Genomic DNA, 11,927 nt, shown 5'->3' with positions numbered 1-11,927 from the left:
ACAAGTGTTCATATTCCGCACGCTTGTTCTTATCGCGAACATTTGCGCTGCCCTCACCCAACTAAGTAGCAATAGTGCGCGTTTTGGACCTTCTAAACGCGCTTAACTGCGACCTAGTTGGCTTAGCGCTGGGGCAGGCGGGCCGCGAGTTCAGCCGCAGCCTCCTGCAACGTGGGTACGTGGGCGATGAGTTCGTCCATGGTGAGACGAAACACCGGCACGGCCGTGGCGAGAGATGCAAAGGCGTGGCCTTGGGAATTGAGGACCGGCACGGCGACCGCGCGCATACCGATCTCGTTTTCTTCGTCCATCACCGCGTAGCCCTGCCGGCGCACCTGCTCAATCTCCGCTCGGAACGCAGCCCGGTTGGTGATGGAGCGCTCAGTGAGTGGCTCCAAAGGCAACTCTTCGAGCAGCCGTTCGCGTTCGGCGTCGTTCTCAAAAGCGACGATCGCCTTACCCACGGACGTCGTATGCAGCGCGCCCAGATGACCGGGATCGCTCGTGACGCGGAAGGTCTTGGGGCCGTCCACCTTATTGACTGTCAGATGATGGTTGCCATCGCGCACGGAGAGGATGGTCGCTTCCTCGGTCTTCTCGGTGACGCGCTGGAGTACAGGAAGGGCGGTTGCTGCGAACCCATGGTGGTTGGACACCCGCTGGCCCAGCTGAAAAACCCGCAATCCCAAGTGATACCGACGGCCGTCCGGCTCGTAGTCCACGAATCCATCGCGCGTCAGCGAGCCGAGCAGGCGGTACGTCGTACTGAACGGAAGTCCCGCACTCCTGGCCAGATCCGCCGCACTAGCGCCTTTGGGCTCATTTCCCAGCAATACCAACAGGCCCAGGGCCTTGCCGACCATGTCGGTCTTTGTGTCCTCTTTCACACTCATGCTTAGATGCTCCCACATCGTGAGAGCTATTTCTAGATCGTGGGGACAAGTCTTGACAAGTGACCCCAGTCACGGCCACTATTGCTGTATTGCACAAGTAGCTCTCACCATGTGGTTACTTTGGGATTGATCCGGCCGCACCTCGCTCTGGTCTTCCCGCAGAAGCCAGACCCGCGACATCGTCGTCACAGAAGGAACACCCATGAGCCACACAATGCCGTCAGCGACGCCAGGCACAGTTACCCCAGCAGGAACTCCCAAGAAGGCGGCACTCGCCAGCTTCCTGGGAAGCGCAGTGGAGTACTACGATTTCTTCATCTTCGGCTCCGCCGCAGCCCTGATTTTCCCGCACGTGTTCTTCCCGGACGCGGACACCAACGCATCGATCATGTCCTTCGCAACGTTCGGCTTCGCCTACGTTGCCCGCCCTGTGGGCGCTGTCATCCTGGGGCACTTCGGCGACAGGATCGGCCGGCAGAAGGTCCTCATGTTCACGCTGGTCCTGATGGGTGCCGCGACTTTCGTAATCGGCTGCCTCCCGGACTTCAAGACGATTGGCTGGTGGGCTCCCGTCCTGCTGGTACTTGCCCGCCTTGCCCAAGGTCTTTCGGCTGCCGGTGAGCAGGCCGGTGCCTCGTCAATGACGCTGGAGCACGCTCCGGACAACCGCCGCTCGTTCTTCACCTCATGGACACTGACCGGCACCCAGGGCGGCCAGATTTTGGCAGCGCTCGTCTTCATTCCAGTACTCGCGCTCCCGGACGAGATCAAGTACGGCATCGGCTGGCGCATCCCGTTCTGGCTCAGTGCCGTAGTAGTCATCGTGGCGTTCTTCATCCGACGCACCCTGCACGAGCCGCCGGCATTCGCCGAGGCCAAGAAGAACAACCAGATCGCCAAGCTGCCCATTGCAGACCTCCTCAGGTTGCACTGGCGCGACGTCCTCCGCGTGGTGTGCTGCGCCTTCATCGCCGCCGTGAGTACCGTGTTTGGAACCCTGGCCATCAAGTACGCCCAGGACGTGGCCCACGTCAGCGGCACCATCACCTTGTGGCTCGTTGTCGTAGCCAACATTGTGGCCCTCGGTACCCAGCCGCTGTTCGGCATGCTCGCTGACAAGATCGGCCGCAAGCCAGTCTTCATCTACGGCGCCATCGCCAGCGCCATCATGACTCCGGTGTTCCTGCTGACTTTGGAATCGGGAGTCGTCCCGCTCATGTTCCTGGTCTCCGTGGTGTTCTTCTCCTTCGGGTATGCAGCCGCCAACGCCGTGTGGCCGTCCTTCTACGGTGAAATGTTCAGCACCAAGGTCCGCTTCTCCGGTTTGGCCATCGGTACGCAGCTCGGCTTCCTCATGGCCGGCTTTGCTCCGACCATCGTCACCGCCCTCGGCGGCACCAAGCCTGGCGGCTGGGTCCAGATCTCCATCTTCACCGCAGTCATCTGCCTGATCGCGGCGGTCTCAGCCATGACGGCACGCGAGTCAGCAAAGGTCCCGACGGCGGAACTCGGCTTGCACAAGTAAGTCGCCGCGCTCCTCCCACTTGCTGGGCGCCGGCAACGGAAAAGCCCGGAATGTCCTCTGACATTCCGGGCTTTTCCTGTCCACCACAGAACTACCTACCGCGGATTGAGCGCCACCGGCTTGAACTTCCCCGCGCCCGTCCCGGAGTACGTCAGCAACGTTCCGTCGCCGGCGACTCCCACCACAGAGGGGTCGCCAGTACCCGTGAACCCATTACCGAGGGCAGCGATGCTGGAGAACATGTTCCACCCTGAACCAAGGTAGGAGCGTGTAAGGAAGCCGCCAGCGCCGTTGCCCGGGTAGAGCCAGAGTCCGCCATCGCCGGAACGGCCAACCAGGTCTTCCCTTCCATCGCCGTTGAAGTCACCGGCCTGCAGGACCAGGTTAAACATGTCCCACCCGGTGCCGATCTGCTTGCGGGCAAGGAACCCTCCGGAGCCATTGCCCGGGTAGACCCACAGCACGCCATCGCCAGACTGGGCAACGATGTCCGGCTTTCCGTCGCCCGTGAAATCGCCCGGGGCCAGCAACTGCTCGAAGCCTTGCCATCCGGTTCCGATCTGTTTACGTGCAAGGAACTGTCCCGTTCCGTCCGTCGGGTAAAGCCATAGTGTCCCGTCCGAAGCCCGGGCCACAAGATCGGAGTGCGAATCGCCGTCGAAATCTCCGGCACTCAATACCGACGTGAACTGGCCCCAGCCCCATCCAACCTGAACACGGGGAAGGAAGCTGCCCGATCCGTTGCCTGGATAAAGCCACAACGCACCGTCGGTGCCTCGCGCCAGGATGTCCGCGACAGCATCGCCGTCGAAATCGCCCGCTTCCCACACCTGAAGGAACTGGTTCCATCCGGTACCGATCGCAAGCCGATCCGCGAAGCCACTGCCGTCACCCGGATAGAGGGTCATACCGCCACCCGCTGCCGCCGTCAGGACGTCCACGCGTTTGTCTCCGGTGAAGTCCCGGCCGCCGATGATGTCGCCTACCCCGTTCCAACCAGTTCCGACGGCGTCACGCGGCAGGAAGCCACCCTTGCCATCCCCGGGGTAGACGTAGAGGGTGCCGTCGCTGGCTCGCGCCAGCAGACCTGGGGCACCGCCACCGAACGAACCTGACGCTGCCAGGCTGTTGAAGGAATCCCAGCCCTGGCCGATCTGCGTTTGGGCGAGGAAACCACCTGTGCCATTGCCTGGATACAACCACAGGCGGCCATCCGTGCCGGCAGCAATCAGGTCGCTCCGGCCATCGGCGTTGAAGTCCCCCGCCGCGACCAACTGGGTAAAGCCCTGCCAACCAAACCCCACCTGGCTCCGTGTGAGGAATCCACCCTTGCCGTTGCCGGGATAGAGCCACAATGCGCCGTCACTTGTGCGGGCCAGGATGTCCGGGAAGCCGTCACCATTGAAGTCCGACGTTCCCAGGACGGCGTTGAAAATGCCCCAACCCGAGCCGATCTGCACCGGATCGTCCAGCCGGTTTCCCGGGAGGCCATTGAAGAGCAGCAGGGAACCGTCCGCTTCGCGGGAAATGACGTCGGCCAGTTTGTCGCCGTCGAAGTCGCCCGCGGAGAAACGCATGCGTGCTTTGAGTTTGGGATCTGCATTGATGGTGACAGTCGCCGAGGTTGCGGAAACGGAGTTGATGGTGACCTGGGTGCCGGTGTACGTGGTGAAGGTGCTGCCGGCTTGCCAGGCGTGGTTCTTGGCGTAGTACTGTTCCTGGAACGGGATGGTCGATGGCATGAGAATCAGCGATGAGGCGATCGTGGCGCCGCCGCGCTGGACGATCTTGACGCCCCTGTTGCCAGCTGGCCTGCCCTGCTCCCCGAGATAAGTGTCATACCCCGCAGGCTCTCTCAGCTCCAGATAATAGGCTTCCCCGCTGATCGGGTCAGTGAACTTGATGGCCCTCTGCGCGTCGGTGCCTCCCCAAGGCTTCAGCGTGTAGCTTTTGACGCCCGTGGCCACCCCGACATCCCGGATTTCGTCGCCGCGGCCCAGCCCTGCGTAATCCCAGAAGCTGGAGCTCACCACGGGCTGGGCGTACTGCGCCGCGCCCATGAGGTCCGTGGTGTCTCCGTATTCACGGATGTAGCAGGAGCTGTCTGTGAAGCGCCCGGTGCTGTCCACGCCGACGTCGGATGCGCCGCTGTAGCACTGCAACGCATCGGCATGCATCAGTCCAATCACATGCCCGAATTCATGGCTCATGACGTTGTTGGAGAAGTTGCTGATTTGCGGCATCAGCACCCGCCCGCTGTAGCTGCCACTGCTGTAGCCGACGCCCAGGGCGTTCCCGGAAAGCGTGGACGTCGGAATGAAGATAACCAGTGCCGTGTACGGGCTGGCTGTCCACTTCAACTCGCTGGTGATGGTGGACATGATGGTGCTGTAGCTGTCGGTCGATCTGGCTTTGGATTGGAACCCGGAGACCTTGCTGTCCACAGTCATGGACAGCTTGTTGTCCGTCATGGCTTTCCAGTAGCTGCTGGTGGCCGCCACCGTCTGCTCGGCCCCTGACATGGAGATTGGGTTGGTGTTATCGGCCAGTTTGGCCGTCACCAAACGGACCCGGATATCGCCATTGGGGCCGGTTGCTGCTGCGCCCGCGCCGAGAAGGGATTCGACGTCGGTGATCTCGCCACTGCTGGACGGGGCTTGTCCGGGCGGCGTCTCGAAGACGTGCTCCGAATGCGGTGTCCCCTCGAAGAACCGTACGTTCGGATTATCGGGTGTGGGTTTCGGCACTGCCGAAGCAGGGGCCTGGACGAAAAACAGGCCGGTGGTGAAAACCACCAGGCCTGTGGACACTGCGATTGCGCGCCGCAAAAAACCCATTGAATCTCCCGGGGACGGAGTCTGCGGTCCCTGTGAGTCTCAAGAACCGTGATCAGGCTACAACCGGGCCGGCAGTGGCTTGCGGAGGTGCGCGACAACCGTGGGCGAGTCCTGCCGCCCATGGCGCGTTCCGACGTCGGGGGTTACCCGAAACGCAAGCATCCCGGAATGCTAACCGGACCCTAACCACGCCGAAATACTCCGGCAACAATGCCCCGCCACACTGGAATAGCCGGCAAGTGCAGGCACCAGCTCCAGTTCAGGAGGACACCATGCTGAAGGAAGTCACCACTCACACAACACGTATACGCGCTCTCAGCCAGCTCCACCGCGGAGACGAGATCGAGGCCCGCATGTCCGTTGGTCCCGCTTACGATGACGTGGTCATCCGCCGCGGTCGGGTCCAGGAAACGGCACCGGGAATCGGCGTCGTCTGGATCATGGACCAAGCCTCCGGGATGCGGAAAGCCATCAATACCGACGAATGCAGTGTTTGGCGCGTCGCCTGAACCCCGGCTTGACCCCAAATACCTGCTTAACCGCCGGCCACGGACTGGATTATCAAGACCTCCTGGCCGGCCGCAACTTCCGTATCAAGACCCTTCAGACGCCGGACCTCATCGCCGTTCACGTAAATATTCACGAAACGGCGGAGGGCACCGGTTTCATCACGCAAACGCCTGGCCAGCACCGGATATTCTCCGGTTACCGAGTCCAGCAACTGTCCAACGGTCACAGCCCCGTCGGCGGACGCAGTCAGATAGGACTGTCCGCCGACGAGAGGCTGCAGGACACCTGGCAACACCACCGTGAAGTCAGCCACAACGGACCTAACCAGGTACCGGGGCGCTGGCTGATGCTTCCCGCTCCGCGCCACTGCCATTTCCAACCACGACGGCGCCACGCACGCACAGCACGTCCGGCAAATGCGAGGCCACTTCAGTAAAGGTCTCGCCCTCGTCGGCGCTGGCGTACACCGATCCGCCGCGGGTCCCGAAATACACGCCAGTAGGTTCGGCAGTGTCCACGGATGCGGCATCGCGAAGCACAGCGTTGTATTCATGGTCCGGCAAACCAGTGTGAAGCTCCCTCCACGTTCCACCGGCATCCTCAGTGCGGTGCACACTCAGCTTGCCGTCCGGCGGAATGCGTTCGCCGTCGGCCTTCAGTGGGATAACCCAGGCTGTCCCCTCGCGGCGCGGATGCGTCAGCATCACGAAACCAAAGTCCGCGGGCAGTCCGTCTGCAATCGAGTTCCAGTTCTCGCCGTCATCGTCCGTGCGGTACACACCGTGGTGGTTCTGTGCGTACAAACGGCCCTCGACGGCGGCATCCGCAGCAATCTTGTGAACGCACTGGCCGAACTCGGGATTGGGATCGGGCATGAAGTAGGCCGAGATTCCCTTATTGCGGGGCTCCCAGGAGGTCCCGCCGTCGAGCGATCTATAAACGCCACCCGTGCTCATGGCGACATGGACCTTCTCGCCGGAGGGATCCACCACGATCGAGTGGGCCGCCGCGCCACCATAGCCTGCACCCCACTCACTGCGGTGGGGGTGGTCCCACAGTCCGCGGTTCAGCTCAAAGTGCTCGCCGCCGTCGGTGGATTTCCACACTGAAATCGGTTCGCACCCGGCCCAAACTACGCCAGGACGGGACTCGGTGTCGGGGTAAATCTGCCAGATGCGTTCCAAGGCAGCGTCTGCGCCGTCCGGGAACTTGATGGCGCCCTGCTCGGGCTCGGTCCAGGTGGCGCCAAGGTCATCGGAATGGGCAATGGTGGGTCCCCAGTGCTCCGAACGCACCCCCACCATGATTCTGGTTTTGCCGTCCCGGGTGTCTATCCCGATGCTGGGGATCTCGCTCATCAGGAAGTGCGGGCCGGAGAGGGACCATTCTTTGCGGTCCGGGCTGGTTGCCAGCCACAAACCCTTCTTGGTCCCGATCGCTAGGACATAACTTTCTGCGGTAGCCATGAACCCCATCGAACCATCAGGGCGCATGGGTGGCAACGGGTTCCTTGGAGCTATGTGGATAACCACGGTGGTTTGGATGGCAGCCGGCGGGGAGACCCGCGTCATGTTTCGCTAGAGGAGGTCCCGGATGAGTTCCGTTGCAGCATCCATGCCGTACAGCTTGTTCAACGTATCCAGAATCTCCTCCGGGGAGCATGCAGTACCCTTTCGCCCTGACCGAACAGACATGGTCCAAACGGCGCGAAGACCCAGGTCAGGCCTCATGGATACCGTGTCAAAGGCAAACTCCTTGGCAAGAAGGGCCCGTGAGCATGGCCCTATCGCGTCACCCTTTGTGCTGCCGGCGCCGCTCCGCCGCTACAGCACGAGCCTTCTTCATCCTGTTGATCGCCGATTCCGGGTCCTCATCGTCAGTCGTTCCCATGGAATCCAAAGCTTCGTACTGCTCGGCTTTTCGGACTTCCTTGAACGCCAGTACGTCTTCAAGCTTGATACGCCGGTGAGTTCCAGGCTTTTCGAAGGGAATCTTTCCAGCATCGAGGAGTCGAACGATTGTAGGCCGGGTCACGCCCAAAAGCTCTGCCGCCTGCTGGGTCGTCAAAGTCATCGAACTGGGTGTGATCGTAATTGCCAGGCCCTTACGCATAGCCTCAACGGCCTTAACGAGCACTTCGTAGATTTCGTGAGGGATCTCAACCTGATCACCGGCATCCGCGCCGGAAAGGAAGAACTGAGGAGAAGGCTGAGAACTATTCTTCTCAGCATGGGCCTCCATGAAGTTGTAGATCTTCCCCGTTTGAGGTGCCTCTGGTGCGAGGAAGGTTTCTTTGGTCGCTGCACTCATAGTCATAGTGTGCTCGTCTTCCGTTTCCTGCGAATTTATCGTTTTGTTCGTTTGTCTCATGCTAGTCCCTTGAGATGGAGGAGGCCAGTCGCGCTGATTTGAAGCCCCACCCCGGTTATCCACATATGGAAGTAGTACATGGAAATACTCCGTACTGTGTCCGGCCTCACCCGTACTCTGTTTATATGCCTCGTTTTGCACTCGACATCGATTCCGTTCCTCGTCCCGTTCGCTCCCAGTCGCTTCTGGACGCCGTCAATCAGCGCGTCGTAATTGCCGATGGAGCGATGGGCACCATGCTGCAGGATCGGGAATTGTCGCTCGAGGCCGACTTCCAAAACCTCGAGGGCTGCAACGAGATCCTCAACGACACGCGCCCGGATGTCATCGCTGACATTCATGATGCGTACTTCGCAGTGGGAATCGATGCCGTCGAAACCAACACTTTCGGCGCGAACTGGTCCAACCTCTCCGATTACGGCATCGACGACCGCATCGAAGAACTCGCTAATAAAGGGGCCCGGATCGCCCGCGAACGCGCAGAGGCAGCGGAAACCGTAGACGGTCGGATGCGGTGGGTCCTGGGGTCCATGGGCCCAGGCACCAAGCTCCCCAGCCTCGGCCACACCACCTACGACTACCTCAAGAAGACCTTTGCCCTGCAGGCCGAGGGGCTCATCGACGGCGGAGCCGACGCATTCCTCATCGAGACGAGCCAGGACCTCCTGCAGACCAAAGCCGCCGTGAACGGCTGCAAGCAGGCGATTGTCTCCCGCGGCGTCCGCCTCCCCATCTTCGTAGAGGTGACGGTGGAAACCACCGGAACCATGTTGATGGGTTCCGAAATCGGCGCTGCACTCACCGCCCTGGAGCCGCTCGGCGTCGATGCCATCGGCCTGAACTGCGCCACCGGGCCGGATGAGATGAGCGAGCACCTGCGGCACCTCTCCAAGCAGTCCTCTGTCGCAATCGCCTGCATGCCCAACGCCGGGCTGCCGATCCTCGGCGCGAACGGCGCGCACTATCCGCTCTCCCCCACGGAACTCGCCACTGCGCACGAGCAGTTCGTGCGCGAATTCGGCTTGGGCCTGGTGGGCGGCTGTTGCGGTACGACGCCGGAGCACATGGCCGCCGTCGTCGAACGTCTTGAGCCCTTCCGTACCAACGGCAACGCGCCCGACGCCGGGACCGTCACCGGCGTCGCGAAAAGCGTCGGCGGCCGGGTCCCCACCGAGCGGGAGGCCGGCGTCGCGTCCCTCTACCACCACGTTCCGTTCGACCAGGAGTCGGCCTACCTGGCCATTGGTGAGCGCACGAACGCCAACGGTTCCAAGGCGTTCCGCCAAGCGATGTTGGAAGAGCGCTGGGACGACTGCGTCGATATCGCCCGCGAGCAGGTCCGGGTGGGCGCGCACCTGCTGGACGTTTGCATCGACTATGTGGGCCGTGATGGGGTCGCAGACATCAAGGAGATCGTCTCGCGTTTCGCGTCGGCCTCCACACTGCCGTTGGTCATCGACTCCACCGAGCCGCCGGTGCTGCAGGCTGGACTCGAGCACATCGGCGGCCGACCGGTGGTCAACTCCGTGAACTACGAGGACGGCGACGGCCCGGACAGCCGCTTTGCGCGCATTATGCCGCTTGTGAAGGAACACGGGACAGCCGTAATTGCCCTGACAATCGACGAACAAGGCCAGGCCCGCACCACCGAAAGCAAGGTGGCCATCGCTTCCCGGCTCGTAGACGCTCTGGTGGGCGAATGGGGGATGCGCGTCGAAGACATCATCGTGGACGCGCTGACCTTCCCCATCGCCACCGGGCAGGAAGAAACCCGCCGGGACGCCATCGAAACCATCGAGGCCATCCGCCAGATCACCACGAAGTACCCCGGTATCCAGACAACCCTCGGCGTCTCGAACGTGTCCTTCGGCTTGAACCCTGCCGCGCGCATGGTGCTGAACTCGGTGTTCCTGCACGAGGCCGTACAGGCGGGCCTGACCAGTGGCATCATCGACGCCGCGAAGATCGTGCCGCTCGCATCGCTGCCGGACGAACAGCGCAAGGTGGCTCTGGACCTAGTCTGGGACCGTCGCGAGTACGACGCCGATGGCAACGTCACCTATGACCCCTTGGCGATCATGCTCGACCTCTTCGCCGGCGTCGACACTGCCGCGCTCAAGGACCAACGCGCCGCGGAACTCGCCGCGCTGCCAACCGGCGAACGTCTGCAGCGGCGCATCATCGACGGCGAAGGCAAGGGCCTTGAGGAGGACCTCGACCTCGCACGCAGTGAAGGCATGACCCCGCTCGGCATCATCAACGATCAATTGCTGGAGGGCATGAAGGTTGTGGGTGAACGCTTCGGCGCCGGTGAGATGCAGCTTCCCTTCGTGCTGCAATCCGCTGAAGTGATGAAGAACGCGGTCGCACTGCTCGAGCCGCACATGGAGAAGTCGGACTCGTCAGGCAAGGGCACCATGGTGATCGCTACCGTTCGCGGCGACGTGCACGATATTGGTAAGAACCTCGTGGACATCATCCTCACCAACAACGGCTACAAAGTGGTCAACATCGGCATCAAACAGGGAATCGCCGAGATCATGGCCGCGGCGGAGGAGCATGACGCCGACGTGATTGGCATGTCCGGCCTGCTCGTGAAGTCCACTGTGGTGATGAAGGAAAACCTTGCCGAGCTCCAGTCCCGGGGCCTGGCGAAAAAGTGGCCCATCATTCTTGGCGGTGCAGCCCTGACCCGTGCCTACGTGGAGCAGGACCTGGCGGAGCAGTTTGAAGGGACCGTCAGGTATGCCAAGGACGCCTTTGAGGGCCTCGCCCTCATGGAACCGTTGGTGCAGGTGGCCCGCGGCGCTGACCCGGACGCGGTGGGCCTCCCGCCGCTGAAGAAGCGGATCCACAAGAGTGGCCCGAAGTTCACGGTCACCGAACCGGAGGCAATGCCCGGCCGGTCCGACGTCACCGCCGAAAACCCTGTGCCCGCTCCACCGTTCTGGGGCACGCGCATTGTCCGCGGCGTCGCATTGCACGATTACGCTGCTTTGCTCGATGAGCGCGCCACCTTCATGGGCCAGTGGGGTCTCAAGCCCGGGCGGGGCGACGACGGCGCCTCCTACGACGAACTGGTGGAACTCGAAGGCCGGCCGCGTCTGCGGTACTGGCTGGACAGGATCCTCGCCGAGGGCATGCTCGACGCGTCGGTCGCCTACGGCTATTTCCCGGTGGTGGCCGAGGGCGAACAGGTGGTGGTGCTGCACCATGGAGAGGACCTCGACGGCGTCCTCGGCACTCCCGGGCTGCTCGCACCCGATGGCGGCTCAGGCGGTCCAATCGGCACCGAGCGCCTGCGCTTCGACTTCCCACGCCAGCGCCGGGACCGGCACTTGTGCCTCGCCGACTTCGTACGCTCGCGGGAATCCGGCCAGATCGACGTCCTGCCGATCCAGCTGGTCACCGCGGGCTCGAAGATCGAAGAAGTGACTTCCAAGCTGTTCGCAGGAAACCACTACCGCGACTACTACGAACTCAATGGCTTGGTCATGCAGCTCACCGAGGCGCTGGCTGAATTCTGGCATGCGCGGATCCGTTCCGAGCTGGGTTTCGCAGCCGAGGAGCCGAAGGACAAAGCCGGATACTTCAAGCTCGACTACCGCGGTGCGCGCTTCTCGCTGGGATATCCGGCCTGCCCGGACATGGAGGATCGCCGCAAGGTCACGGAGTTGCTGAAACCGGAACGGATGGGCGTGATCCTCAGCGATGAACTGATGCTGCACCCCGAGCAGTCAACGGACGCTTTCGTGTTCCACCACCCGGAGGCCAAGTACTTCAAGGTATGAG

Annotated in this window: 8 protein-coding genes; 3 read left to right on the top strand and 5 right to left on the bottom strand. The window is 62.2% G+C overall.

Translation table 11 applies throughout. The features are described 5' to 3' along the window. Window positions 1-122 precede the first annotated feature (122 nt). Window positions 123-893, bottom strand: coding sequence for an IclR family transcriptional regulator (locus AB4Z15_RS10835; RefSeq protein WP_442017262.1), 771 nt, complete (start codon window positions 891-893; stop codon window positions 123-125). Window positions 894-1,095: 202 nt separating this feature from the next. On the opposite strand from AB4Z15_RS10835, the gene AB4Z15_RS10830 reads away from it, so the two are divergent. Beyond that, complete coding sequence (locus tag AB4Z15_RS10830) at window positions 1,096-2,418, top strand: MFS transporter (RefSeq protein WP_442017261.1); 1,323 nt, start codon at window positions 1,096-1,098, stop codon at window positions 2,416-2,418. A 95-nt stretch (window positions 2,419-2,513) separates the two neighbouring features. On the opposite strand, the gene AB4Z15_RS10825 is transcribed toward AB4Z15_RS10830, so the two are convergent. Continuing rightward, a complete protein-coding gene (locus tag AB4Z15_RS10825; protein WP_442017260.1) occupies window positions 2,514-5,255 on the bottom strand; it encodes an FG-GAP repeat domain-containing protein in 2,742 nt (913 codons plus the stop codon). 272 nt (window positions 5,256-5,527) lie between these two features. Here AB4Z15_RS10825 and AB4Z15_RS10820 point away from each other — a divergent pair, with 272 nt between their 5' ends. Further along, window positions 5,528-5,764, top strand: a complete 237-nt coding sequence (locus AB4Z15_RS10820) for a hypothetical protein (protein WP_442017259.1) — start codon at window positions 5,528-5,530, stop codon at window positions 5,762-5,764. Between the two features lie 26 nt (window positions 5,765-5,790). Here AB4Z15_RS10820 and AB4Z15_RS10815 read toward each other — a convergent pair whose 3' ends face one another. The 3 genes from AB4Z15_RS10815 to AB4Z15_RS10805 form a co-directional block, all read right to left on the bottom strand. Next, complete coding sequence (locus AB4Z15_RS10815) at window positions 5,791-6,078, bottom strand: MoaD/ThiS family protein (RefSeq protein ID WP_216924633.1); 288 nt, start codon at window positions 6,076-6,078, stop codon at window positions 5,791-5,793. Window positions 6,079-6,085: 7 nt separating this feature from the next. Continuing rightward, the gene (locus AB4Z15_RS10810; RefSeq protein WP_442017329.1) at window positions 6,086-7,240 is read right to left on the bottom strand and encodes a WD40/YVTN/BNR-like repeat-containing protein; all 1,155 of its coding nucleotides are present in this window, start codon (window positions 7,238-7,240) and stop codon (window positions 6,086-6,088) included. Between the two features lie 316 nt (window positions 7,241-7,556). Continuing rightward, window positions 7,557-8,135: a helix-turn-helix domain-containing protein gene (locus AB4Z15_RS10805; RefSeq protein WP_442017258.1), complete on the bottom strand. Its 579-nt coding sequence runs from the start codon at window positions 8,133-8,135 to the stop codon at window positions 7,557-7,559. A gap of 125 nt (window positions 8,136-8,260) precedes the next feature. On the opposite strand from AB4Z15_RS10805, the gene metH reads away from it, so the two are divergent. Then, window positions 8,261-11,926: a methionine synthase gene (gene metH, locus AB4Z15_RS10800; RefSeq protein WP_442017257.1), complete on the top strand. Its 3,666-nt coding sequence runs from the start codon at window positions 8,261-8,263 to the stop codon at window positions 11,924-11,926. Window position 11,927 lies beyond the last annotated feature (1 nt).

The organism is Paenarthrobacter sp. 2TAF44, from assembly GCF_052114885.1.
In the GTDB taxonomy this organism is placed as follows: Bacteria; Actinomycetota; Actinomycetes; order Actinomycetales; family Micrococcaceae; genus Arthrobacter.
Note: the sequence above shows the minus strand (reverse complement) of the source record. Positions and strands in the feature narration are given on the sequence as shown.

Excerpts from the sequence above, each read along its gene's own strand:
- AB4Z15_RS10825 (WP_442017260.1), bottom strand. The coding sequence starts at position 5,255 with ATGGGTTTTTTGCGGCGCGCAATCGCAGTGTCCACAGGCCTGGTGGTT.
- metH (WP_442017257.1), top strand. The coding sequence starts at position 8,261 with ATGCCTCGTTTTGCACTCGACATCGATTCCGTTCCTCGTCCCGTTCGC.
- AB4Z15_RS10805 (WP_442017258.1), bottom strand. The coding sequence starts at position 8,135 with ATGAGACAAACGAACAAAACGATAAATTCGCAGGAAACGGAAGACGAG.
- AB4Z15_RS10810 (WP_442017329.1), bottom strand. The coding sequence starts at position 7,240 with ATGGGGTTCATGGCTACCGCAGAAAGTTATGTCCTAGCGATCGGGACC.
- AB4Z15_RS10820 (WP_442017259.1), top strand. The coding sequence starts at position 5,528 with ATGCTGAAGGAAGTCACCACTCACACAACACGTATACGCGCTCTCAGC.
- AB4Z15_RS10830 (WP_442017261.1), top strand. The coding sequence starts at position 1,096 with ATGAGCCACACAATGCCGTCAGCGACGCCAGGCACAGTTACCCCAGCA.
- AB4Z15_RS10835 (WP_442017262.1), bottom strand. The coding sequence starts at position 893 with ATGAGTGTGAAAGAGGACACAAAGACCGACATGGTCGGCAAGGCCCTG.